General features: G+C 36.7%; 22 protein-coding genes. 13 read left to right on the top strand and 9 right to left on the bottom strand.

What is annotated here, in order from left to right:
• The first annotated feature begins 29 nt into the window (after nucleotides 1–29).
• From LRP83_RS04015 to LRP83_RS04005, 3 genes are all read left to right on the top strand, one after another.
• Nucleotides 30–1,367 (top strand): MFS transporter, encoded by a 1,338-nt coding sequence (locus LRP83_RS04015; protein ID WP_230495390.1) that lies wholly within the window; start codon nucleotides 30–32, stop codon nucleotides 1,365–1,367.
• 178 nt (nucleotides 1,368–1,545) lie between these two features.
• Complete coding sequence (locus tag LRP83_RS04010) at nucleotides 1,546–2,256, top strand: glucosaminidase domain-containing protein (protein WP_230495389.1); 711 nt, start codon at nucleotides 1,546–1,548, stop codon at nucleotides 2,254–2,256.
• 32 nt (nucleotides 2,257–2,288) lie between these two features.
• A complete protein-coding gene (locus LRP83_RS04005) occupies nucleotides 2,289–2,990 on the top strand; it encodes a gamma-glutamyl-gamma-aminobutyrate hydrolase family protein (protein WP_230495562.1) in 702 nt (233 codons plus the stop codon).
• 53 nt (nucleotides 2,991–3,043) lie between these two features.
• On the opposite strand, the gene LRP83_RS04000 is transcribed toward LRP83_RS04005, so the two are convergent.
• The 3 genes from LRP83_RS04000 to LRP83_RS03990 form a co-directional block, all read right to left on the bottom strand.
• Nucleotides 3,044–4,378, bottom strand: coding sequence for an amino acid permease (locus LRP83_RS04000; RefSeq protein ID WP_230495388.1), 1,335 nt, complete (start codon nucleotides 4,376–4,378; stop codon nucleotides 3,044–3,046).
• A gap of 577 nt (nucleotides 4,379–4,955) precedes the next feature.
• On the bottom strand, nucleotides 4,956–7,268 hold the full coding sequence (locus LRP83_RS03995) for a thiamine pyrophosphate-dependent enzyme (RefSeq protein WP_230495387.1): 2,313 nt from the start codon (nucleotides 7,266–7,268) through the stop codon (nucleotides 4,956–4,958).
• A gap of 17 nt (nucleotides 7,269–7,285) precedes the next feature.
• Nucleotides 7,286–8,293 carry a 2-oxoacid:acceptor oxidoreductase family protein gene (locus tag LRP83_RS03990; protein WP_230495386.1) on the bottom strand — a complete coding sequence of 336 codons (1,008 nt, stop codon included), beginning with the start codon at nucleotides 8,291–8,293 and terminating at the stop codon, nucleotides 7,286–7,288.
• A 378-nt stretch (nucleotides 8,294–8,671) separates the two neighbouring features.
• Between LRP83_RS03990 and LRP83_RS03985 the strand changes: the two genes are divergently transcribed.
• The 4 genes from LRP83_RS03985 (at nucleotide 8,672) to LRP83_RS03970 (ending at nucleotide 11,925) form a co-directional block, all read left to right on the top strand.
• Entirely contained in the window at nucleotides 8,672–9,088 is a 417-nt protein-coding gene (locus tag LRP83_RS03985; protein ID WP_230495385.1) for a GNAT family N-acetyltransferase, read from the top strand.
• 183 nt (nucleotides 9,089–9,271) lie between these two features.
• Nucleotides 9,272–10,075 (top strand): hypothetical protein, encoded by an 804-nt coding sequence (locus LRP83_RS03980; RefSeq protein WP_230495384.1) that lies wholly within the window; start codon nucleotides 9,272–9,274, stop codon nucleotides 10,073–10,075.
• Nucleotides 10,076–10,272: 197 nt separating this feature from the next.
• Nucleotides 10,273–10,845 (top strand): TetR/AcrR family transcriptional regulator, encoded by a 573-nt coding sequence (locus LRP83_RS03975; protein ID WP_230495383.1) that lies wholly within the window; start codon nucleotides 10,273–10,275, stop codon nucleotides 10,843–10,845.
• 129 nt (nucleotides 10,846–10,974) lie between these two features.
• On the top strand, nucleotides 10,975–11,925 hold the full coding sequence (locus LRP83_RS03970; protein WP_230495382.1) for an SDR family NAD(P)-dependent oxidoreductase: 951 nt from the start codon (nucleotides 10,975–10,977) through the stop codon (nucleotides 11,923–11,925).
• Between the two features lie 316 nt (nucleotides 11,926–12,241).
• On the opposite strand, the gene LRP83_RS03965 is transcribed toward LRP83_RS03970, so the two are convergent.
• Nucleotides 12,242–12,754: a DoxX family protein gene (locus tag LRP83_RS03965; protein ID WP_230495381.1), complete on the bottom strand. Its 513-nt coding sequence runs from the start codon at nucleotides 12,752–12,754 to the stop codon at nucleotides 12,242–12,244.
• A 242-nt stretch (nucleotides 12,755–12,996) separates the two neighbouring features.
• Nucleotides 12,997–14,298 (bottom strand): TraB/GumN family protein, encoded by a 1,302-nt coding sequence (locus tag LRP83_RS03960; RefSeq protein ID WP_230495380.1) that lies wholly within the window; start codon nucleotides 14,296–14,298, stop codon nucleotides 12,997–12,999.
• A gap of 199 nt (nucleotides 14,299–14,497) precedes the next feature.
• On the opposite strand from LRP83_RS03960, the gene LRP83_RS03955 reads away from it, so the two are divergent.
• The 4 genes from LRP83_RS03955 to LRP83_RS03945 all read left to right on the top strand — a co-directional run bounded on the left by LRP83_RS03955 (nucleotide 14,498) and on the right by LRP83_RS03945 (nucleotide 18,872).
• Nucleotides 14,498–14,683 (top strand): hypothetical protein, encoded by a 186-nt coding sequence (locus LRP83_RS03955; protein ID WP_230495379.1) that lies wholly within the window; start codon nucleotides 14,498–14,500, stop codon nucleotides 14,681–14,683.
• A 128-nt stretch (nucleotides 14,684–14,811) separates the two neighbouring features.
• Complete coding sequence (locus tag LRP83_RS23195; protein WP_290369489.1) at nucleotides 14,812–14,946, top strand: RAxF-45 family protein; 135 nt, start codon at nucleotides 14,812–14,814, stop codon at nucleotides 14,944–14,946.
• Between the two features lie 190 nt (nucleotides 14,947–15,136).
• Nucleotides 15,137–17,029 (top strand): ribosomal protection-like ABC-F family protein, encoded by a 1,893-nt coding sequence (gene abc-f, locus LRP83_RS03950; protein WP_230495378.1) that lies wholly within the window; start codon nucleotides 15,137–15,139, stop codon nucleotides 17,027–17,029.
• A gap of 181 nt (nucleotides 17,030–17,210) precedes the next feature.
• Nucleotides 17,211–18,872 (top strand): glycerol-3-phosphate dehydrogenase/oxidase, encoded by a 1,662-nt coding sequence (locus tag LRP83_RS03945; RefSeq protein WP_230495377.1) that lies wholly within the window; start codon nucleotides 17,211–17,213, stop codon nucleotides 18,870–18,872.
• A gap of 245 nt (nucleotides 18,873–19,117) precedes the next feature.
• Here the strand turns inward: LRP83_RS03945 and LRP83_RS03940 are convergent, their stop codons facing one another.
• The 4 genes from LRP83_RS03940 to LRP83_RS03925 all read right to left on the bottom strand — a co-directional run bounded on the left by LRP83_RS03940 (nucleotide 19,118) and on the right by LRP83_RS03925 (nucleotide 22,157).
• The gene (locus LRP83_RS03940; RefSeq protein ID WP_230495376.1) at nucleotides 19,118–19,789 is read right to left on the bottom strand and encodes a GGDEF domain-containing protein; all 672 of its coding nucleotides are present in this window, start codon (nucleotides 19,787–19,789) and stop codon (nucleotides 19,118–19,120) included.
• A 29-nt stretch (nucleotides 19,790–19,818) separates the two neighbouring features.
• A complete protein-coding gene (locus tag LRP83_RS03935) occupies nucleotides 19,819–20,796 on the bottom strand; it encodes an HD-GYP domain-containing protein (RefSeq protein WP_230495375.1) in 978 nt (325 codons plus the stop codon).
• 420 nt (nucleotides 20,797–21,216) lie between these two features.
• Complete coding sequence (locus LRP83_RS03930) at nucleotides 21,217–21,633, bottom strand: MarR family winged helix-turn-helix transcriptional regulator (RefSeq protein ID WP_230495374.1); 417 nt, start codon at nucleotides 21,631–21,633, stop codon at nucleotides 21,217–21,219.
• Between the two features lie 44 nt (nucleotides 21,634–21,677).
• On the bottom strand, nucleotides 21,678–22,157 hold the full coding sequence (locus LRP83_RS03925; RefSeq protein ID WP_230495373.1) for a glutathione peroxidase: 480 nt from the start codon (nucleotides 22,155–22,157) through the stop codon (nucleotides 21,678–21,680).
• Between the two features lie 190 nt (nucleotides 22,158–22,347).
• On the opposite strand from LRP83_RS03925, the gene LRP83_RS03920 reads away from it, so the two are divergent.
• Together LRP83_RS03920 and LRP83_RS03915 are read left to right on the top strand one after the other, a co-directional pair.
• Complete coding sequence (locus LRP83_RS03920) at nucleotides 22,348–22,506, top strand: hypothetical protein (protein WP_230495372.1); 159 nt, start codon at nucleotides 22,348–22,350, stop codon at nucleotides 22,504–22,506.
• Between the two features lie 210 nt (nucleotides 22,507–22,716).
• Nucleotides 22,717–23,925 carry an MFS transporter gene (locus LRP83_RS03915; RefSeq protein ID WP_230495371.1) on the top strand — a complete coding sequence of 403 codons (1,209 nt, stop codon included), beginning with the start codon at nucleotides 22,717–22,719 and terminating at the stop codon, nucleotides 23,923–23,925.
• Nucleotides 23,926–24,025: the final 100 nt, after the last annotated feature.

Here is a 24,025-nt window from a genome sequence, read left to right as displayed (position 1 = left end):
CCTTGGATAGAACATGGGGGTTAGTACATATGAATAGTAGAACTTCAGTAATGATAAGTATAGTCCTGGCGATGCTAGTCGCATCGATGGATACAACGATTATGAACACGACGATGCCGATTATTGCTGGTGAGCTAGGAAGAATTGAGTTGTATGCTTGGTCCTTTGCTTCTTATATGATTGCAAGTACGATTCTTGCACCAGTAGCGGGCAGATTATCCGATTTATTTGGTAGAAAAAGAGTGTTTGCCTCTGGAATTGTCGTCTTCCTTATTGGTTCAATGCTTTGTGGGACTGCAGACAATATGATTCAATTAGTCCTTTTCCGTGCCATTCAAGGGATGGGGGCAGGATTTATGATGCCATTTCCTGCGATTATAGCAGGCGATCTTTTTTCAATCGAGAAGAGAGGAAAAATCCAAGCTTTATTAACAGGAATGTGGGGATTATCAGCAATCCTTGCCCCTTTACTAGGTGCATTCTTCGTTGAATACATGACATGGAGATGGATTTTCTATGTAAATCTGCCTATTTGTATAATTGCTTTATTAACACTTATACCATACAAAGAAAAGTATCAGCCTAAAAAGGCTAGTGTCGATTATTTAGGATCCATTCTTTTTGGTGCAGGGGTCACTCTACTGCTTATGGTAACCATTGTGGAGCAGAATAGATGGATGTACCTTCTCATAGGGATAGTAGTACTTGTTGGTTTTTACTTTTATGAGAAAAAACAGACATCACCCATTATCCCTTTATCTATGTTTAAACATAAAACCATTACATGGATGAATTTAAACGGATTTTTAGGGAATGTTGCACTATTTGGTACTTCAAGCTTTATCCCGCTTTTCTTACAAAATGTAGCTGGGCTTTCGTTATTCGTCAGCGGATTGGCCTTACTTAGCCAGGCTCTTGGATGGATGAGTATGTCGGTTCCGGCTGGAAAATGGATCTTGAAATATGGTTATCGAAAATTGATCATCAGTGGAAATATCTTGTTGTTCATATCAGGGGTTTTCTTAATGTTATTAAATGAAAGTCATGGATTTTGGTATGTATTTGCGGTCATGATTGTCCAAGGAATGGCCTTTGGTTTATTATCGACTGTCGGAGTGATTGGAGTACAACAGCTTGTTGGTCCGCATGAAAAGGGGATTTCCACTTCGTTCTTTATGTTTTGCCGAAGCATAGGTACTGTCATAGGAGTAACGATAATGGGTGCGTTACTAATAAGTGGATCCGATAATATGGAGGGAATTCACCGATTGTTTGTCTATGGCTTTTATGGAAGTATATTAGCACTACTTTCCTCTTGGTTTATAAAGAATGCATCTTCAACCGATGAAAATCGAATGGTTGGGTAAAAGATTATTTGATGAAAGGGTTGCTTTTTAAAGCGATCCTTTCTTTTTTGTCCTGTACTAGTTGGGACACCCATTATAATTAGTTTCCTTTTTGGAGAATTATGCATAGTTTATCTATGATAACTTAATTCTTAAGGTTGTGCTTAATCGAAGTAAAACCACGAAAAGGAGGTGCAATATGAGTAGTTCCATCCTGAAAAACCCCATTATGGGATCCAATCAAGTATCAGCTGAGCAAATGATTCAGTTCGTTAAGCCGGTAAATCCCTCCTTTAATCCAGCGATTGCTGAGCAATTTTTAGCTGTAGGAAGAAAATATGGTGTACGTGGTGATGTGGCATTTTGCCAAGCCATTTTGGAGTCGAATTGGTTCCGGTTTGGAGGAGACATTAGACTTTCGCAAAACAACTTTGCTGGACTTGGCGCAACCGGTGGCACTTCTGGGGCTACTTTTTCTACGATAGAGCAAGGAGTTACAGCCCAAATTCAACACCTTTATGCCTATGCAACGAAGGCGGCATTACCTCCGGGCGAAAAAATAGTGGACCCGCGCTTTCATTTAGTGGTTAGAGGAAGTGCCCCTAATTGGGAAGAACTTGCAGGTAAATGGGCATTCCCAGGATACGACAAAACAAAATATCGTAATATTGATGAAGCCTTAGCGGCAAATGACACATATGGTCAGAAAATTATTGCCTTATATAATCGATTAAAAGGCGTGAATCAAGTAGATCCAACTGCATGGAAAATGGAAGGGATTAATTGGTTATACGAGCAAGGATTTTTAACAAACGAGAGATGGAAGGATCAAATTAATGAGCCTTTACCATTATGGGCAGAAGCGCTAATTTTACAAAGAATGTTTCAAAAACTATCAAGTGAACGATAAAGTCATTTGAGGAATGGATGTTGATGTTGAGTATGAGGAAACCAATCATTGGGGTAACATCTCATGTAGAACTGGATTATAAGCATAGTCTTTCAAGTGATTATATTAAGGCGATTATTGATGCAGGAGGAGTTCCTGTCATCTTACCGATTTGGCTTGATAGTGACGTCAAACAACTAGCCAATATGTTAGATGGACTTGTGGTTACTGGTGGCGGTGATATTGACCCCACGTTTTTCGGTGAGGAACCACACCCACAGCTTGGAATTATTTCACCAGGCAGGGATAGTTTTGAAATCGCGATGATTAACAAGATGCTCGAGTTAGATAAACCGATTCTCGCCATTTGTAGAGGGATTCAAATCTTAAATATTGCCCTAGGTGGCGACATGTACCAAGATATTTATAGTCAAAACAATGAGACATTGCTGCAGCACACACAAAAAGCCACACGTTCCCACCTAGCGCACTATGTAAATGTCGAAGAAAATAGTTTACTAGCGGCTATTGCAGGGCAAACACAATTCAAGGTAAATACCTATCATCACCAGGCGGTTCGTAACGTTCCGAAACCCCTTATCATTTCAGGTGTTGCTTCGGATGGAATTATTGAAGCTATTGAGAGTAAAGAGCATAAATTTGTCCTTGGCGTGCAATGGCATCCAGAGGCATTAGCAGTAAATGGGGATGAAATAGGGAAGAAGATATTTATTGAATTTATTATGAAGTGTTAAACCGTTTTGAGAAAAAAAGGCGCAAGGTGCGAGTGAATGCACCTGCGCCAATTTTATTTTTTTCTAAAGAAATAGGAAAGAATGGTAAGTGTTGATACAGTTACTACGCAAACGATAGTTCCGATAATGTTGTTGCTGTTAAATAGAAAAGCAAAGAATATAATAATTAAAACTATAATGGCCATGATTGTTGTGAATGGAAACCATAATACCTTAAAGTTAGGCGTTTTTTTATATAACCTGCGAAGTTTTAATTGAGCTAAACAAATACTTAGCCAAATTAATATGACAGTCATTCCAGGAATAGCCATTAAATAGCCAATGACTTCATTTGGGATCATATAAGCTAAAAATACACCCAATAAAATGAATATTGTGGTAAGGGTAATACCATTGACAGGAATTCCTTTTTTGGACGTTTTTCCAAGTGATTTAGGCGCCTCTCCATTTTGAGCCATCGAAAACAACGTTCTTGATGTGGCGTAAATACCTGAGTTTGCTGCAGACAGGACAGCGGTGATTAAAACAAAATTCATCACATCTGCTGCACCAGGAATTCCAGCTATACTGAAAACCTGAACAAAGGGACTTTCGTCAGAGGAGACCTGGTTCCAAGGGATAATGCCACAAATAATGAGAATTGGAAGCATATAAAAAAGAATAACTCGCCACACAGTACCTTTTATTACCTTTGAAAGCACGTTCTCAGCATCTTTAGTTTCCGCAACAGCAACCCCAATTAGTTCTGCTCCTCCATAGGAAAACATAACAACTAAGAAAGCGCTAAGAACTCCGCCCATCCCATTCGGGAAAAACCCACCATGTGCCGTGTAGTTTGAGAAGGGATCGGAAATAGAACTTGGAACGATCCCAAATAGAATCATAGTTCCTAAAATAATAAAGAGTGTGAGCGCTAAAATCTTGATACTTGCAAACCAAAATTCCATCTCACCATAGTATTTTACTTGAAAAAGATTAATTCCAATGATTAGAGCTGCGCACAATAGGCTTAATATCCACAATGGAACAGACGGATACCAGTATTGTAAAAAGCTCGCTGCAGCAATTAATTCGACAATTGTAACAAGAATCCAGTTAATCCAATAAAGCCAACCGACAATGAAGGATATTTGAAATCCAAAAGCTCTATGGACAAGACGTTGCACGCTTAAATTTGGATAAACAGTTGCCATTTCCCCTAAGGCTCCCATGACAATGAATAGTAGAATACCTCCGATTAAGTAGGAAATAACTACACTTGGACCAGCCATATTTAATGTTTCAGAGCTACCTTTAAAAATACCTGTCCCAATCATTCCCGCTAACGCCATAAACTGGACATGCCTTGGTAACAATCCCTTTTTTAAATTCTGATGATTTGTTTCCATGTTGGGACCTGACCTTTCTAGATTCTATTATACTATTTAGTTGCTTTATCGCTTTTATGCTTTTAGGTGCTAAAGAACTATATTAATATAACATATTTTAATTCGTTGTCAATTATCCAAATGGTAAGACATTTTAAAAAAATGTTCAAACTTTGCAATAGAAGGGGGGCTATTGGACAAAACGCTTTAAGAGAGAGATGAAATTGTCCGATAGAAGGGGTCTATTGGACAAAACGCAACAGGAGCCAGACTGAATTGTCCGATAGAAGGGCTCTATTGGACAAAACGCTTTAGAAGGCCGACGGAATTGTCCGATAGAAGGGCTCTATTGGACAAGACGGATCAGGAACCCGACGAAATTGTCCGATAGAAGGGGTTTATTGGACAAAACGCATCAGAAGACCGAAGAAACTGTCCAATAGAAGGGTTCTATCGGACAAACCGCATCAAGGAACCAAAGAAATTGTCCAATAGAAGGGCTCTATAGAAAACAAAGATAGCTATTGAAAAAAATTAAGCGGTCCAGAGCATCGCTAGCTCTGGACCGCTTTATGTTATAAAAAGGAACCAATCACTCCTACAAATCTGGACTCTCATGCTTAGCTTTAAGCTGTCTCCAGCGACGTTCAACTTCTTTATCGAACATCTGCAGCATTTCCTGACTACCTTCTTTTAGTAAATGCTTCGTTTTACCCATCATCTTCAGCCATTCAGAAACGTCAATTCGTTTGTTTTTCTCCTCTGGATTATAAGTAACCGTTGTGATTCCGCGCTCCACTTCATAAAGAGGGAAGAAACAGGAGTTTACCGCTGCCTCAACAATGGTTTGGCCAAGCTCATCCTTCGATTTCCAATTCAGTGGGCAGGTAATTAAAATTTTCCCATAAACTAATCCTTCATTTTTCGCATACCACTGCGCTTTTGCTGCTTTTTTCAACAGGTCACGATCAAAGGCTTCCGTTCCAGTGAACACATAAGGAATATGCGTTGCAGCCATAATTTGAGCCGTATCCTTATGATGGAATGGCTTACCATTTTGGAAGCTGCCAACACTTGACGTACTGGTCATATGTCCCATAGGAGTAGAATACGACATTTGTGAACCAGTATTCATATAGCCTTCATTATCATACTCTAAAATAATCATTTTATGGTTTCGTAAAGCCGTACCAATCGCTGGACCCATACCAATATCCATTCCACCGTCGCCAGTTACCATGACAAAGGTAAAGTCATCGCTTAAACCAAGTTCATCCAATTCGCCGCGACGCTTTCTTTCATGGAACATTTCAACTAGGCCAGATAATGTTGCAGAGCCATTTTGGAAAAGGTTATGGATGTAAGTTGCTTTATGGGAACTGTAAGGGTAACCAGTCGTTACAACCATTGCACAGCCAGTGTGGAAAAGGGCAACGATATCGCCTTCAATTCCTTTAAAAAACAATTCTAGCCCTGAGAAAATTCCGCAGCCTGGGCAGGCTCCATGACCGGAAGCTAGACGTTTTGGCTTTTTCGTTAAGCTACGTAATGGTGGGATCTTCACATTAAGCTCACCCGTTTCTTCATTAGGAGTAACGGTGATTAATCCTGTATTTAAATCTTCTTTCTTCATTGGATTCAATACGCGCTGTGGTTTTGAGTTAGCACTGCCTGGATTATGCCCAAAATAGTCAAACGGTTTTTCCACAAAGGATTGTTCTGCAGCTTCTTGTGCAAGCATGAAAAACGCTTCTGCGTCATCCGCATAAAAGTCCTTTCCGCCTAATCCATAAACGCGATTAACGACCTTAGTCGAAATATTGCCGAATGTTTGTAGGGCTGCTCTTACTTCAAGTGCCATATTTCCGCCATGTGCCCCATAAGAATCTGCACGATCGCCAACCGTAATGGCCTTCACATTCCGTAACGCTTCAGCCAATTGTTTTTGAGGGAAGGGACGAATCATATTTGGTGAAATGACACCAGCCTTTATCCCATTAGCGCGAAGTCGGTCGACGACGTCCTTGCAAACCTCAGCAGCTGAATTTAACATAAACACAGCAATCTCTGCATCCTCCATGCGGTATAAGTCAAGGACTGGATACTCACGACCTGTAAGCTCTGCATATTCTTTTGAAATTCTTTCAAAAACTTCCTCCGCCTTATACATAGCTTCAGATTGTTGATAACAGTTGTTAATATAATCGGGTTCATTCATGTAAGGACCAATGGTAACTGGATTTTCACGATCTAAGGCGTGAAGGAAGTTAGTTGGCATCTCACCGATAAACTTCTGAACATCCTCCTTACTCTTAATCACCTGAACACGTCTTTTTTGATGGGAAGTAAAATAACCATCAAAAGAAACAATAACAGGTAAACGAACCTCAGAATCCTCTGCTAGTTTGATAGCTAATAGATTCATATCATAAACAATTTGTGGGTCACGAGCGAGCAAAATAGGCCACCCTGTATTAAGGGCAAAGTATAGGTCGGAGTGATCACCGTGAATATTTAATGGTCCTGACACAGAGCGATTTACTAGGTTCAAAACCATTGGGAAGCGCGTTCCAGATTGAACAGGAAGCTGCTCTAACATATATAAGAAACCATTCGCACTCGTCGCGTTAAAAACACGTCCGCCGCCTGTGGATGCTCCGTAACAAATACCGGCTGAACCATGTTCACCGTCAGCAGGGATTAAGACGATATCATGCTCGCCCTTTGCTTTCATTCCATCAAGGAATTGAGCAACTTCCGTTGAAGGTGAAATTGGGTAATATCCCATAACATGATAGTTAATTTGGTGTGCTGCATAGGCAGCCATTTCATTACCAGATTCGAATACAACAGATTGTTCAACCATCCCAGTTGGAATGGAAACGTTTTCAGTTTTTACATCAGTGGACATGCAATTCCCGCCTTCCTTTAATTTTTAACTAAATCAAATAGGTGAGGTACGCGATTAACTTCGGCGTAGCCGTCATTGTATTCTCTTTCTCCTGACAGTGCTTCCACAGGACATGCTTCAACGCACTTTAAACAGCCTTTACAATATTGATAGTCGATTCCTTTAAGAAACATTTGCGGTCTTCCGCGCTTGTCTGCTCTTTCTTCCCAAACAAAGCAAAAATCAGGACAGGCTGTATCACAGGCTGCACAATTAATACACTTACTATCATGAAAATGAGGTAGCATCCCAGCACGAGATATACTTAAATCTTTTAGGATACTGTTTCCTGGATTAACGACCATTCCGCCAAGAGGCATTGTTTCATAACCAAGCAGCGGTTCAAGTCTCTTGAATGGTTTTGGTTCAATTCCTTCCTCAGGAATATACGTTTTAAATTCCACTTCATTGTAGCCGCGTTCAAAGGTTCGGATATTCGGCTCTACAAAATGAGGATATTTCTGTTCAAAGGTTTTTCGAATGGTATTTTTCATCGAATCAGGGTCTAAGAAGTCCAAGATTCGGTAAAGTGCGCCAAGCATCGCGGTGTTTACTTTTGTTTGTTCTTCCAAAGCGATCTCGGTCGCGTTAATTACAGCGATTGTGCCACCTTGGATATCCATTCCTTTTCTAAGTTCGTCTGGTGATTTTTGTGAGTTTACTAGAATAGTGCTGTCGGGATAGATTCCGCTCGTACAGTCAATGGTTTTAAATAAGGCATCATGGAAAATGCCGACAACGTGAGGGCGTTCAATAGGTGTGGTATCTCGGATGTTAGTGTTTGGTTCACAGAAACGAATATGTGCTTTAACAGGGGAGCCCTTTTTTTCTGACCCATAGGATGAAAAGCCGATGCCGTTTAGACCGTTGCCAACGACGCCATCTTCAGAAAGCATTTTTCCAGCTAAATTGGCTCCCAAGCCACCTATGGATTCGAGGCGGATTTCAAAAAAACCTAGTTCATTCATTTTTGGTAGATTTGCCAAAAAATATTCCTCCAATCTACTTGAGTTTTCTTAATTTTGTGTGATGGAAAATTATAAATATTCAATTAATTTAGATTGTAACAGGATATGAAATGAAATACAACAGATTTTCTTAGACAAACAAATCTTTAGGGGAACTGTTGTAATTACTCAATTTGTTTTCTAATCTGATGTAGTACAGAAGCAACTTTGTTTTATAACAGAAGAAAAAGAATAGTATAGTAGTAAAAATGCGAACAAGACGGTAATAGACAATCCAATTTACCATTTTGTATAGTTAAATATGTCTAAACTTACTAGCAGACTTTCCACACAAAATAGTATCAATGCCCAAATAGCACCAAAAGCATGGCTTATCGGCCTAAGGAGTGATAAATAGTGGAATATCATTTTGTAACTAAACTTAGTGAAAGTCAGATTGAGCAATTGGAGAAAATGTTCCAAGTAGAATGGTGGACAAAGGGGAGAGAATTCGGCGATATTAAAATGATGATTGAAAATTCTGATACTATTATTGGTTGTTGTGACCCTTCCAACAATGAACTAATTGGTTTTACAAGAGTATTAACTGATTATGTTTATAAGGCTTTCATTTTTGATGTGATTGTAAAGGAACCCTATCGAGGCAAAAACTTGGGGCGTGTTTTAATTGATTTTGTTCTTGAAACTCCTTCACTCCAAAAAGTGAAACACTTTGAATTATATTGTCTACCAGAGATGGTTTCGTTTTATAAGAAATGGGATTTTTCAGAAGAATTAGGCGAGCTAACTTTTATGAGAAAGGTTAGGAAGTAAATTAATCGGGTCTGTCTTCTAGAAACTTTGCCAAATAGTCACCTGTGATTCGTTATCGCGGTGACTATTTTTGTCTTATAAAATAACCGCGATTGCTAACGGTGTTTGTCCATACATCCTTTAATAATGATTCATATCTTATTAGTAACATGGAAAATACCTAATGAAAGGTAGGTGAACGGGATGTATTTGGTAGGTTTCTACTCGCCAAAAGCAAAATCAGGTGTAACAGAATTGTCGTTAGTGATCTATAACTGGCTCAAATTGAATACGAATTTAACGGTCGCATTTATTTCCTATGGGACTTTAGAAAAAGAAAAAATTTCAGACGAGCTAATACACGAATTCTCCAATTTAACTATTACCGAACAAAAAAGAAACATGAAAAAAATGAAAAAACAATACGATATCATCATCTATGACGCATCTAGCCAGCTTTCAGATGGAGTACTTAAACTATTACCAATTGTAGATAGACTTTTTGTTGTAGGGGAGGAACATGCTGATTTTGCTGAAAAACTCCACCAAATCATAGAATTCAATAAAATATTTGATAAAAGTGTAAAAAGTTTTATTACCCATTTACAAGGGAATAAAACGTTTATTATTCGTGAAAGCAAGGGGGAACATGTTATGGGTTTTAATCCCTCAAAAAAGGACACGAATGACATTGGCCAAATGGTGTATACAGATTATGTAACTTACTTTTTGGAACAGACTTTTATTAAAATAAATGAAAAATTATTTTATAAGATTAAGAGCATACCAAAAGAAGAGCTATTTCATGGGTTATATGAATTAGGAATTGATTTTGAAGTAGCCTTGATTTTCAATAAATACATTTCATTGCGAGAAGCCATTGGTCAAAATTATGATGAAGCCCTAGAAAACCTTTTCCCCCTCCTAATCAATACCTCATTTAGTGACCTTGTCAATCGATTTCAAAAGGAACTGGATATCATTGTGAGCTTTAAATTAGATTCATGACCACCTAGTATGGAGGAATAGATCCTAAAACCAGGCATGATCCTGAGGAAAGAGGATGGTGCCAGGTTTATCTTATAGCTACCTCTTGATTCGAAGCGATTACAAAAGTTCAAAATTTTAAAAATCCATTTGCTTAAAATGGAAAAATAAGTTATATTATTATTGACCAGTGTTCAAATAACGAAGGGTGAATTATATTGAGTCCTAGAAAATCTTCTCAAGAGGAGCTTTCAAAAGCTATAATCCTTGATGTAGCACGTGATTTATTTGCTTCAAATGGTTATGCCTCACTTTCCATGAGGAAAATTGCAAATGTCCTCCAGTGTAGTCACGGTGCCATTTATTATCACTTTAAAAACAAAGCAGAGATATTTTATGAAATTGTTGAGCATGATTTTGAAAAATTAGATCAAGAGCTACACGATGTCATGTCTGATCGAACGACAACAAGCGATGAGAAACTATTTCTCCTTTTATACCGATATATAAAGTTCGGTCTAACGAATCAAAATCATTATGAAGTCATGTTTCTAATCCGAGACGAAGATGTGAAAAGCTATCTCCAGGAAGGGCCAAATAAAAGTCTACAGCTTTTTGGAGAAGCAATAAGTTCATTAGTAGCAAAGCCAATAACCTCAAAAGAAATCTATTCAATATTCCTAAGCTTACACGGATTTGTAACCCATTTCTGTAGAGCAGAAACCAACTTCGAAGACATAAAAGACTTATCCAAATCACACGCACAATTCCTAATCAAAGCACTGCATTAACGCAGTGAAGCACTGGGGGACAGTCCCCCACTGCTTTAACGTGTTAAAGAGAAGGGGGCTGGAAGTTCTTTTCTTTTTATTTGTTTTTGTTTGAACAGTGGTCAATAAAAATTAATGGAGATGATGGAGATGAAAAAGGCGGTTGTTTTAGGGGCTACGGGGGGAATGGGTTTTTCATTAGTGGAGGAGTTAGTGAGCAGAAATATTGAAACCATTGCCTTTGCGAGGTCAAAGGATAAATTAGAACAGTATAGTCAAGAGTGGGGTCCACTAGCGACTATTTTTGCTGGTGATGTATTTAATGAAGACCAGTTAAAGGAGGCAATTTCCAAAGCCGATTTTGTCTTTCATGCCATTAGTATTCCTTATCAGAATTGGGACCCAAATTTATCAAACATCCTATCGCTAATCCTTGGGGAATGCCAAACTCAGAAAAAACCTCTCATCTATGTCGATAACATCTACGCCTTCGGTATTCAGCAGGAAAAAGTACATGAATTAACAACAAAAAATCCACATACTAAAAAAGGAAAATTTCGCTTAAAGCTTCAACAGCAAATAGAGACTTCTGGAGTGCCGTATATCATTGCACATTTTCCGGATTTTTATGGTCCAAAGGCAGAAAGCACTCTGCTTCAATATACGTTTGAACAATTACTAATAAAGAATAAAGCTGGATATATCGGTGATTTACATCTTCAAAAAGAGTTTATCTATATAAAGGATGGCGCCAAAGCTCTAGTGGAGCTAGCACTTCGAGAGGATACGTATGGTGAAGAATGGAATATACCGGGAGCTGGATCCATTTCTGGATTGGAAATGGTCGAAATTGCATCTACACATTTGGGGAAACCAATCAAGTTCAAACCAATTCATCGCTGGATGATCAATACCCTCGGTTTATTTAATCCCTTTATGAGGGAGTTTTCTGAAATGATGTATTTAAATGAAACGCCAGTTTTATTAGATGGCTCGAAATATGAAAAAAGAATTGGAACTCTTCCAAAGACGTTATATAAGGTTGGTATCTGTAGCAATTTAGATGAAATAGCGAAAAAGAATTCCGAACATATATCTTAATCAATCGTTTGATTAAATATGGATGAGTGCCTGGTATAATAGATTGAATTTGAATTCAATCAAACGTTTGATTGAAAATTGCAAAACCCACACCCTTAGGGATGGCAAAACGAACAGTCCAGTTAAACTGTTCGTTTTATGAATAATAGGTTCATAAAGACTAAATCATAAATTCATAATAAGGTTCGTCTTGCTTTGTATCCTCAAACCATTTTGAGCCTTTTGGATAAATCAGGTAAATTCCAATACTTAAGAAAAATAAAAGCGTCAGTCACCCCAAAAATTTCGAGGTAACTGACGCTAATGCCTTACGATGTTAGGCACGATTTCCTACAGCGTTTGTTTTCTTCAGTACTGTCTTGCGAATGAATGGGATAACCCAACGGTCTAAACCAACTCGACCAGCGTTGAAGCCAGCGAAAAGAATAATAGCGCCAAGGAATAAATCAGTTGGAATATGAGATACTGTGCCTGCTAAGAAGAAAGAGAAGTTCATGACAATTCCAAAGAACATAGCTGCTGTTGTTAAGCATCCTAGAATCAGTCCTAAACCAACTAAAAACTCTCCAAGAGGAACAATTGTGTTAAATATATCAACGTTTGGAATTGCAAAGCTTTCTAAAAATGATACATACCAGCCGTAAACCATGTTACCATCTGGACCTTTAACAGGATTTGCAACAGCATTTGCTAAATAACCAGAAGCATCAAATCCACCACCTGTTAATTTACCCCAACCTGCTGTTAACCAAGAATAACCTATATATAAGCGAATAACGGCTAATAATCCTGCTGCCACTTTATTTTCTCTTAACCAATTTACTAACATAAAAAACATCTCCTTAAATTTGTTTTTAAAAGTTTTATATATTAAGTACATTGCTAATATATCAAACTTGAAGAAAAAATAGGTATGTTTGTTTATTTGTTCACATAGTTGTAAAATCATTTTGAACAAATTTTGAATGAAACAGTATCATAAGGATTTTAATCAAACTTGAATATTTTTTATGTACAGAAGATAAAATGATTTAAATGGAATAAAAAAAGCGAAGGGCACTTCGAACAAGTTCATTCATACGGACTGGCAGCTTTTGAGTTCTGAATGAGTATAATATACTGAAAATAGTTCGTTGTTCCCTCTTTTACTTTTCGATCTGTAACAAAGTAGGTTTGAAGATGAAAAGGTGAATCTTCATTATTGAGTTTGAATAGCATCGCTTCTTGGTCTTTTGCATAGGGTGTTAATAAGTTAATGTTGGTTAGATCTTCATCAGCTGCTTGCGGGCTATTTAATGAAGGGGAATGCAATCTACTATTTTTATAAATAGTAGCAATTGATAATACCTTTCCTTTTGTCTCTTCTATTTCTTCGTTCAAAATTTGACCGAGATGTGGGATTTGCTCCGTATAGCCTTGCGCGGTTAATTCAGATAAATAGATATGTTCTCTTCCCCACAAACCGAAAAACTTTGCGTCAGTTGGCAATTTTTTGACTAAATGACTAAAGTTTTCTTTAAATACTCCTTCTCTAATCACATTGAATTCTGCATTTGAGCGGTTGTTTGCATCAATTAGTTCGGTTCCTTGTATCATATTTTTGACGATAAAGGAGAATTCTTCATAATCGGCCCCGAATGCCTTTTCATATAGATTCTTTCTAGCGATCATATCTTTAGATAATTGATCCAAATAGTTGCGGATTTCTGAGGTTGCTTGCTCTGGGAAAAAAACGTTTGGTTTAATGAGGGTGCTTATTTGTGTCAGTTGATCTGTTAACTCAGCCGGAATATTTTTATCCTTTAAAAATAGTTGTAATGTTGTAAATCCGACATTCATGTTTATATCTGAATCGATTGCTATAAATTGAATCTGCTTATCCTTTGGTTGTTGCTTATTATATTCATAAATATCGACAACAAAGTCATACTGTTCTTTAATGCCTCCAGCCGTACCAATACTTTCCTTTACCACATAATCTAGTATTTCAGTATTTCCTGTCCGTAAATATTCATTAAATAATACCCCATATGTATAAGGTAACTCTGCTAAATAATAGGTAACTCCCGCCTCTTGGTTTAAATATTGTAAAAGTTTTGTTTGTATTGGGAAATTTAAATGGACGGCATGCTGTTCCCCAATTAGAAAAACAGAATGCTTCCCAATATCCTCTTTTAATAAATCTAAATCCGAGAAATCTTTTAAATTTGAAAGTTGAAGAGCCTGAGCGTAATTTGATAAATACTCTACAGGTGTTACATCAGCAATAACGGTTTTAGTTTCTAGCTCATTGGGTGTTGCGATATCTTTTTCTTTAATCGAACAGCCCATCAGTGAAACAGCAACCAAAACCAATGGGATTAGTCTTTGCATTTCTAACCGCCTTTCGGGTAGTTTTTTTGCATGATAAAACGTAATTAATTTCCATATTTTCAAGAAAAATAGTAACAGATTATCGGACTTCTTACTAGTATTTGTAAATATCGTTTTAAACTATTTAAAAAAGGTCAATAAAGATAAGGGTGAGGTGCAAGTACTCTCAAACCCAATCTACAAAATGGAGGGGCTGAAAATGAAGCTCATAACGAAATTAAAAGGGTTATGGTTTTTCTCCTTAGTCGTTTTTGGAATTGGTGTTCTTTTAGAATTATCTAGTGGCCAGCTAAATTTATCTACGTTAATTATATTTTTTATTTACTGTGTTCTGTATTTTATTGCATCGAGGCAGAGTGATCAAAAATCAAATCGAAGTCTTTGAATATGCTTGTTTGTTAACATTACCCATTTCGTTTGAACAAAATAAGCTGAATACAAAGTTGCAGAAATAATCTGAACATCATATAATAAAAAAATAACAAACTGGAATTTTAAGGAGGTGGAATTGAGATGAGTCGTTCTGTCAGGTTGCATGGACAATTTTTAGCATATATCTACATTTGTCGTGCAATTTTTCATGAGATTGCTTTTAACGGGATACGTATGCCCTTTTTTAGCAAATTGAATATGAAAATAGAACGGTAAGAGGTCTCAATTCCAAACTCGATATATAAATCGGTGGCAAATGAGAGCGTCATGCTCTTTTTTTGTTGCACTTGCTTAATTCGTTTAAGCAAGTAAAAATGTCGGTAAGCCATGGAGGAGTATAGCCCCTCTATGGCTTTTTTTGTTTTTTACCTCTACTGATGACAATGGATAGGAAGGAAGAGGAAATATGATACTATGTAGCATTCAACAGATTTCAAAAATGTTTGGTGGGAATTTAATTTTTGAAAACTTATCACTTGAGATAAACGAAAATGATCGAATTGGATTAGTTGGCCGAAATGGTACTGGGAAAACGACGATTTTTAAATTGTTAGCCAATGTGGAAGTACCTGATGAAGGAAAAATTCATTTGAAAAAGGGAGCTAGAGTAGGGTATTTAGCCCAAATCCCTCAGTATCCAAACGGTACAACAGGATTGGATGTCCTACAGTCAGCATACGCTCATTTAATGAAAACAAGTTTTCGTCTTAGAGAGTTAGAAAATAAAATGGCTAGCGAAACAGATGAGTCTGAATTAGCAAAGGACTTAAATGAGTATGGTCGCCTACAGGATGCTTTTACTCTTTCAGGTGGCTATGAAATGGAGGCAAATATTTCTAAGGTGTCAAAGGGACTAGGCATTGAAGACTTACTTGATCAGTCGTTCCAACAATTAAGCGGAGGAGAGCAAACAAAGGTCTGTTTAGGTCTTGTCTTACTTCAACAACCTGACTTGTTGTTATTGGATGAGCCGACCAATCACTTAGATATCACGGCGGTAGAGTGGTTGGAAGAATTTCTAAAGGATTATCAAGGGACCATTGTTTGTATTTCCCATGATCGATATTTCTTAGATCATGTCGTAACAAAAGTAGTTGATCTAGAAGATGGTGAATTAACCGTATATCACACGAACTATTCTGGTTTCGTGAAAGAGAAGGAAGAACGCTTGCTACAAGAGTTTCAAGCTTATCAAGAGCAGCAAAAGAAAATAAAAAAGATGAAGGAAGCAATTAAAAGACTTCGAGAATGGGCGAATCAAGCGAATCCACCAAATGAGGGTCTCCATAAACGGGCACGAAATATGGAGCGGGCTCTTGAACGAATGGAAAAATTAAAGCGCCCTGTTATCGATCGAAAACAAATGGGCTTGGAATTTGAAAAAACAGATCGAAGTGGAAAAGATGTTTTTATCATGGAGAATGTTTCCAAGGCATACGGCAACAAACTTTTATTTAAGGAAGCGAATTTGCTTGTTCAATATCTGGACCGTACCGCGATTGTTGGACCAAATGGTACAGGGAAATCAACGATTATTAAGATGCTTTTAGAAGAAGTAAAAGCGGAATCAGGTAAAGTGAAGCTAGGAAGTAGTGTAAAGATTGGTTACCTATCACAGCATTTTACAGTAGCAGATCCGAATATGAGAATGATTGATGCGTTTCGCGAAGTGGTTCATGTAGCGGAAGGGGAAGCGCGTCACATCTTAGCACAGTTTTTATTCTATGGTCCAAATGTATTTCGTAGGGTGGGACAGTTAAGTGGTGGAGAGAAAATGAGACTACGACTAGCCCAATTAATGCATCAAGATATTAATTTTCTAGTATTGGATGAACCCACAAATCATCTGGATATTGAGTCCCGTGAAGTATTAGAGGATGCCTTAGAGGAATTCAAAGGAACGATTTTAGCGGTATCACATGATCGGTACTTTTTAAATAAGCTTTTTCATAAAACTTATTGGGTATACGACCAGCAGCTTCATTATTTTAATGGTGGGTATTCTTGGGCAAAAGCAAAGCTTGATGAGAAGAGAGAAAAGGAAGTTGAATTAAAAGAAGTTCCTATTGCTTCAAAAGAACTGAAGGTATTCGCTAAAGCCCCAAAGGAAAAGAGCCAACAAAAACAGATTGAGGAGCTTGAACTTTCACTTGAACAAATAGAAGAGAAAATGGCGAAGCTTGAGGCTGAATTGATTATGGAAAAAGAGTTGAAGAAGCTTCAAGAAATGTATGAGGAGAAAGAAAAATTGGAGAAAGAACGAGAGACATTGTATGAGCTGTTAGGTGATTTGATTTAGAATTAGAATATAAAGGTAAACTTTAAGAATACTTTAACTTACAACAGGCATATAAATAGTAAAAGAATGCTACTGACACTTCCCTACCGTAAAGGTGGTTAATGGTAGGTATGTCATTACACAAGAAAACCACCCCTTTTCTCCTGAATGGGTGGTTTTCTTGTGTGTAAGGGGGATTATAATGAGTTTTTCAAGTTTAGAGAGGGGTTTAATCATTGATTCATTGGAAAAAGAGGAACATGATTTATTAATTATTGGCGGTGGTATAACAGGGGCAGGGATAGCTCTTGATGCTGCAAGTAGGGGTATGAAAGTGGCATTGCTGGAGATGCAGGATTTTGCAGCAGGCACATCTAGCCGCTCTACTAAACTCATTCATGGTGGTTTACGTTACTTAAAACAATTGGAGATCAAGATGGTCGCTGAGGTTGGAAAAGAACGTGCCATAGTATATGAAAACGGACCACATGTTACTACTCCAATAAGAATGATATTACCCATTTATCAGGACGGCTCTTTAAGCAAATTCAGTACTTCTATCGGTCTACGTGTCTATGACTTTTTAGCTGGAGTTAAAAAAAATGAACGTCGAAAAATATTATCCAGAGAAGAAGTGTTAGCTAAAGTACCATTGTTAAAGAATGATGGTTTGATTGGTGGAGGCTATTATGTGGAATACCGGACAGACGATGCCCGTTTAACGATCGAGGTATTAAAAAAATCAATAACGTACGGAGCAAAAGCCGTTAACTATATGAAACTAGTAGAGTTACTTTATGAAAATGGTAAGGCAACAGGAGTTAGGGCGATTGATGAATTATCTGGAAAAGATTATCAAATCTATGCTAAAAAGATTGTCAATGCTACGGGTCCATGGGTGGATAGTATTCGCACTATCGACAAGTCTAAGGAAGGAAAGTTTTTAAGTTTAACAAAAGGGACCCATCTAGTATTTGATGAAAAAGTATTCCCGTTATCACAGGCTATTTACTTTGATACAGAAGATAGGCGTATGGTTTTTGCGATTCCACGGAATGGAAAAGTCTATGTTGGAACAACAGACACAATATATGAAGGGGATACGGCAAAACCCAAAATGACAAATGAAGACAGAAATTATATTATTCATGCAATCAAATACATGTTTCCTAACCTAAACATTTCAAATAAAGATATGGAATCAAGTTGGGCAGGCTTAAGACCACTTATCCATCAAAAAGGGAAATCACCTTCTGAAATATCGCGAAAAGATGAAATTTGGGAATCACATTCAGGCCTTATTACAATCGCAGGTGGTAAATTAACGGGTTATCGTAAAATGGCTGAGATGATTGTTGATCTTGTTAACCGGAAATTTCAAGAAGAAGGTTACAAGTTCTACCCACAAAGTCAAACAAAAAGTATCCCCATATCAGGTGGAGATATCGGAAAAACAATCTCCTTCGATGACTTTGTTAAGAAGAAAATAGAACAGGGGATAGAAATTGGGCTAAGTAGCAAGGAATCTGAATGGCTAGCTAAACGATATGGCTCAAATGTTAATGACGTATATGCTATGATTCAATCGAGTTTACTAGAAGCTGAGAGTTATAAGATTCCGCCATTTATTCTAGGACAATTAAAATATTCTATTATAGAGGAAATGACTTTAAAACCAGTGGACTTTTTTATTAGGAGAACAGGAGCTTTATATTTTGATATTAATTGGGTTATTCAATGGAAAATTCAAATAGTTGAATGGATGGGGAAACAATTTAATTGGTCGATTGAGGAAAGGGAAAAATATACGGATGAGCTAGACAAAGAACTGATAGCCGCAGGAAACCTCATGAGCGGACATTAATTAAAGCATCACATTACACCCCCCTCTAAATATTGGAAGGGGGTGTTTTTTGCTAGAATAAGAAAGTATACTTTTTTGACTTCGAGAATTGTCCAGCTCCAGCGCCCAGCGTCTAGTGGACTTCACTCTCCTTCCCTACGATAAGTCAACATCGAATCGCAACAAACGCGATTCGTGTTTCCTTTATCGAAAGGGAGGAGAGCTCCAGTCCATAAGCCGCTAAACGGGCGCTTGCGCTTTTCTTACTAAAAAGCAGTTTGGTTCAAAGTGTGATTCCAGTTTTTTGTGTCTGATTTGATCGTGTACATATTTTTATCAGCCATATTTAATAATTCTTCAAAGGTTCTTCCTTCACTCGGATAAAAAGCAGAGCCAATGGAAACGCTTAACTCTAAATCGGATTTTGATATATTTTTTAAATTTTGGTGGATGCGATCAATCATTTCATCTAAATATTCCTGTTTCTGTATATCTGGTAAAATGATCAAAAATTCATCTCCACCATAACGTGCGACAATATCCGTCTTCCTAATACTCTTCTTTAGTAAATTAGCAAGAACGTTTAAATATTCATCGCCTACTTTGTGCCCAAAATGATCATTTATATTTTTAAAATCATTAACATCGATAAGCAGAACGGCAACTCTTTGACTATTTTGTTCTGTCTTGGCTTTAATTTTTGGAAAAATAGTTTCTACATATCTTCGGTTGTAAATTCCAGTAAGAGAATCCTTTTCTGAATAATACTTGGCCATATCAAATTGTTTTCCGAACCACCAAGCGATTGGTAGCATAATCGGATATCCAAGATACTCAATCCAATCAACGAAACCATCTCTTAGATAATAATGGGTAGAATAAATTAAATTAATAAAGAGGACCAATGACACCGTTACAAATCTACCTTTATATTTCATGTATAATCACCATCCTACTTATGATGAATTTAACTTACTTGAATGTTCAAATCTTTCACTATTTCGTATTCTTCAGAGGTTTTTAAATGATTAATGAATGCCAAGTTTTCTTTATCATTTTTAAATAAACTAAGAAAAACTTCGGTGATTTCAGGGTCAAATTGTGTTCCTTTATTTTTTTTTATTTCAATAAGAGTATTTTCTAAATCGATTTCATTGCGATAGACACGTTTTGACGTCATCGCATCAAAAGAATCGGCTATGGCCATTATTCTTGCAACTAATGGAATCTCTGTTCCTGATAATCCCCGTGGGTAACCTTTACCATCATAACGTTCGTGATGATATAAAACGATGTCAAGAACACCAGTTTCATTAAAGTCGGATACATGTCTAATCATTTCATATCCAATGTTTGGATGATTCTTAATAATATGATATTCTTCATTCGTTAATGAACCTGGTTTCAATAATATATTTTCTGGAATACCAATTTTTCCGATATCGTGTAAAATGCCACCTTTATAAATGATTTCAATGTCATTTTGAGGCAACTTCATCTTCTTAGCTATTTCACTAGCATACTTTGCTACATTAGTAGAATGATTGGAAGTATAAGTATCCCTTGAATCCAAAGCTTTTGAAAGAGCCAATATTAATTCTAATTGATCTTCTTTAATCTTTTGATTACTTTTCATTAAGGAAACTGAAATAAACATGATGATCAAATAGGTTGCTTCTAGTAAAAGTAGCGAAACAAGAGTAGTAAGTTCAGGTGCATGGAGATACCTAGAGATAACAACCAGAGTTGTTAATAAGATTAAAAATAAGGGAGGCTTATTGTAAAAGCCGATACCTAGAAAGATAGTAGCAAGAATATAAAAAACATATAAATGATTCTGATTAAAATGGTTGAAATATAAAAAATAATTAAGGAGCATTAAAATAAAAAAGCCATAACGAAAAAGGGCTGGATTCTCTAACCATTTATTCATTTTGTTCTTCATAGATAGTAACTCCTATACTCTAATATATAATTTTAATAGGAAATAAAATAGATTACCCACAGTTTGAGGGCTACTTAATTTTACTATAAAAATATTGTAAAATTGTTTATTTAGATCAATAGTCAAAAATTGGACATAAATCAGTACTTATTTAGGATAGAATTATTTGAATAAATATATATAATGCCGATGTTATGAGAAAAGATTATATGCGAACATAGATAGTAATCAATCGATTGATTGAAATGGCTCAAACTCTTGATAATACTAGTAATATTAGAATCTAATCAAACGTTTGATTAAAAATAAAAAGCACCTAAAAAAGGTGCTAGGATAGATATAATTCTATGAATTTCTTCTTGGTGATAGTGGGGAAATCCATTTTATTCAAACCTATTTGGTTAGGTCATTCAAAGAAAGTCATTTTCTTTCTCTCAACTTACGTTGCAATTGATTCAATTGTTTCAAGAGCTGTTCGTATTCTTCGAGTTCAATTTTGCAAGTTAGTAATTCTTCACTAATTTTTTGAGTAATTGCTTTTTTTTCTTCTTTGGCTTTTGCTTGTAAGTGAATATAAACTTTCCGTTCGTCCACTTTTGACCTTTCTTTTCGGACCCATCCGTTTGCTTCCATTCGAGAGATCATTGGTGTCAATGTTCCTGTACCTAGATTTAAGGTTTCTCCCAGTTCTTTTACTTTTAAGCCATCCTTTTCCCAAAGTGCTAGTAGAACAAGATACTGTGGGTAGGTTAAGCCAAAGGGGTGAAGCACATTGGTATATAATTTTGTGAATTCACTAGATGTTTCATAGATAGCAAAGCACAGTTGATTTTTCAAAGTCAGGAAATCGTCCATCCATATCACCTTTCAAGTAAATAAGATTACATAAAATATTTGATTAAATCTTCTTCAATCTTACTTGGGTCAGTGGTTGGTGCATAACGTTCGACTACATTACCCTTACTGTCCACAAGAAACTTTGTGAAATTCCATTTTATGTTTTTGGAGAGGATTCCTTTTTTCTGTTCTTTTAAAAATGTAAATAAAGGATGAGCATTTTCGCCATTTACATCAATTTTTGCAAATATCGGAAATTTAACACCGTAATTTAATTGACAAAATGCTGTTGTATCCTCAATATTATCGAATTCTTGATTGTTAAATTGATCACACGGAAACCCCAAAATTTCTAAACCACGATCTTGATACTTATCATACAATTCCTGGAGTCCTTTAAATTGAGGAGTAAATCCACATTTGCTTGCGGTATTCACAATGATTAACGGTTTACCTTCATAATCACTTAATTCCTTTTGATGACCATTCGTCAGCTTTACAGTAAAATCATACACATTTGTCATAATAAGTCCTCCTATATTTTTTAAAGTGGCCAATTTATATTATATATCTTTCACGATTAAATCGCATGCGATTTATATTAACATGCTTAGCGGGAGATATCAATTAGATAAATGGGCATACAATAGAGAGAGATAAACATCGCAACCATGCATATTATAAAGGGTGATCAATTAAAAGGGAGAGGATTTATTGAATACAAATGATTCGAATGTAGAAGTATCCTATAAAGTCATTTCGGAATCAAAGGATATAATAACAGTCGCCTTCTTTGTCGATAAGAAGCTAATCCATATTTTCGCTGGTCAAACTAACGTGATGATCCCTAAAATAAATAAGCTTTTCGGGTAAAAAAGTTATCAAAGTTGCATACACTTTAGTACTTTAAAGCCATGGGGGACTGTCCCCCATGGCTTTAAAGTGCTAAAGTGTATTTTTATTTCATGATTCGAATATTTCGGGAGTGAAAATAAATGTCTTTTGTGATACTATGAAGTTATTAAAAATAGGAATATTGAAAAAATATAAGATACTTTTTCTTTTACTGGGAGATGGAACAGTATGCCAAGATGGAAAATTAATTTGTGGGTGCTTTGGATTGGCGTCTTTTTTACAGCAGCAAGTTTTTCCATGGTAATTCCCTTCTTGCCAATTTTTCTTCTACAAATTGGAGTACATGAAAACACCGAAATGTGGTCTGGACTGATATTTAGTTCTGCTTTTTTCGCAGGGGCCATTGCAACACCGTTTTGGGGGAATTTGGCTGATAAATATGGAAGGAAACCCATGATTGTTCGCGCGGGATTTGCCCTTTTTGTTATCTATACATTAATGGCATTTGTTACGAACCCTTACCAAATATTGGCGCTTAGAATCTTACAGGGATTACTAAGTGGTTTTATTCCAGGAGCAATTGCTTTAATTGGAACAAATACGCCAAGTGATAAGGTAGGCTATGCTCTATCCCTCATATCTTCAGCAGCTGCATCAGGCATGATCATTGGGCCACTTTTAGGTGGGGGAATTGCCGAACTAGCCGGAAATCGGTGGGCATTTGGTAGTGGTGGGTTAATTGTCGGTCTAGCGACTTTTTTGATTATCTTTTGGGTGAAAGAGGAGAATTTTAAACCAAGTAAGATAAAAGGGTCTATTATTAGTGATTTTAAAGTGGCAATGAATAATCGGCCCTTCTTATTAGTTATTATCCTTACACTAGTTACTAGTTGTTCGATTATGACAATTGATCCGATTCTTCCTTTGTACATTGCAGATCTAAGTAGTACTTCAAATTATGCTTCGCTCCTTACTGGTGTAATCATTGCTCTACCTGGAATTGCAAGTGTTCTTTTTGCCCCTCGTTGGGGGAAATGGGCAGACAAAGTTGGATTTCACCGTGTTTTATTTATTGGACTTATGGGCGGTGGATTAGGAATATTAGCTCAAATTTTATTCACCCAAATTTGGGGATTTTCGATTATGCGCTTTGTTTACGGTATCTTTTTCTGCGCGGTTTTTCCAGCATTAAATGGTCTTGTCGTAAAATCAACCCCAGAGGATTTTCGAGGAAGAGCATTCAGCTTGAATCAAACGGCGAACCAAATTGGCGGGATGATTGGTCCAATTATTGGTGGGTTCATTGGCGGAATCTTTCCAGTCCAAAGCGTATTTATGGTGACAGGAATTTTACTTTTAGTAGCCATGGGAACTGTTTATTGGAATGCGGGTGACTTAAAGGGCACATTTAAGAGAGAGGTTGTATCTGGGAAGTAAGGGGGATTTTTAGTATGATTAAAGGTGTTGCTTGTAACAGAGCATCGCCTTTTTTTTATGCAAAAATAATAATCATTTATATGTCAGAACATTGTTTAGT

This window comes from Pseudoneobacillus rhizosphaerae, assembly GCF_917563885.1.
In the GTDB taxonomy this organism is placed as follows: Bacteria; Bacillota; Bacilli; order Bacillales; family Cytobacillaceae; genus Pseudoneobacillus; species Pseudoneobacillus rhizosphaerae.
Note: the sequence above shows the minus strand (reverse complement) of the source record. Positions and strands in the feature narration are given on the sequence as shown.

Bases quoted from the DNA above. Each gene is read 5' to 3' on its own strand.
- LRP83_RS04015 (WP_230495390.1), top strand. From the start codon at position 30: ATGAATAGTAGAACTTCAGTAATGATAAGTATAGTCCTGGCGATGCTA.
- LRP83_RS04010 (WP_230495389.1), top strand. From the start codon at position 1,546: ATGAGTAGTTCCATCCTGAAAAACCCCATTATGGGATCCAATCAAGTA.
- LRP83_RS04005 (WP_230495562.1), top strand. From the start codon at position 2,289: ATGAGGAAACCAATCATTGGGGTAACATCTCATGTAGAACTGGATTAT.
- LRP83_RS04000 (WP_230495388.1), bottom strand. From the start codon at position 4,378: ATGGAAACAAATCATCAGAATTTAAAAAAGGGATTGTTACCAAGGCAT.
- LRP83_RS03995 (WP_230495387.1), bottom strand. From the start codon at position 7,268: ATGTCCACTGATGTAAAAACTGAAAACGTTTCCATTCCAACTGGGATG.
- LRP83_RS03980 (WP_230495384.1), top strand. From the start codon at position 9,272: ATGTATTTGGTAGGTTTCTACTCGCCAAAAGCAAAATCAGGTGTAACA.
- LRP83_RS03970 (WP_230495382.1), top strand. From the start codon at position 10,975: ATGAAAAAGGCGGTTGTTTTAGGGGCTACGGGGGGAATGGGTTTTTCA.
- LRP83_RS03965 (WP_230495381.1), bottom strand. From the start codon at position 12,754: ATGTTAGTAAATTGGTTAAGAGAAAATAAAGTGGCAGCAGGATTATTA.
- LRP83_RS03960 (WP_230495380.1), bottom strand. From the start codon at position 14,298: ATGCAAAGACTAATCCCATTGGTTTTGGTTGCTGTTTCACTGATGGGC.
- LRP83_RS03955 (WP_230495379.1), top strand. From the start codon at position 14,498: ATGAAGCTCATAACGAAATTAAAAGGGTTATGGTTTTTCTCCTTAGTC.
- LRP83_RS23195 (WP_290369489.1), top strand. From the start codon at position 14,812: ATGAGTCGTTCTGTCAGGTTGCATGGACAATTTTTAGCATATATCTAC.
- abc-f (WP_230495378.1), top strand. From the start codon at position 15,137: ATGATACTATGTAGCATTCAACAGATTTCAAAAATGTTTGGTGGGAAT.
- LRP83_RS03945 (WP_230495377.1), top strand. From the start codon at position 17,211: ATGAGTTTTTCAAGTTTAGAGAGGGGTTTAATCATTGATTCATTGGAA.
- LRP83_RS03940 (WP_230495376.1), bottom strand. From the start codon at position 19,789: ATGAAATATAAAGGTAGATTTGTAACGGTGTCATTGGTCCTCTTTATT.
- LRP83_RS03935 (WP_230495375.1), bottom strand. From the start codon at position 20,796: ATGAAGAACAAAATGAATAAATGGTTAGAGAATCCAGCCCTTTTTCGT.
- LRP83_RS03925 (WP_230495373.1), bottom strand. From the start codon at position 22,157: ATGACAAATGTGTATGATTTTACTGTAAAGCTGACGAATGGTCATCAA.
- LRP83_RS03915 (WP_230495371.1), top strand. From the start codon at position 22,717: ATGCCAAGATGGAAAATTAATTTGTGGGTGCTTTGGATTGGCGTCTTT.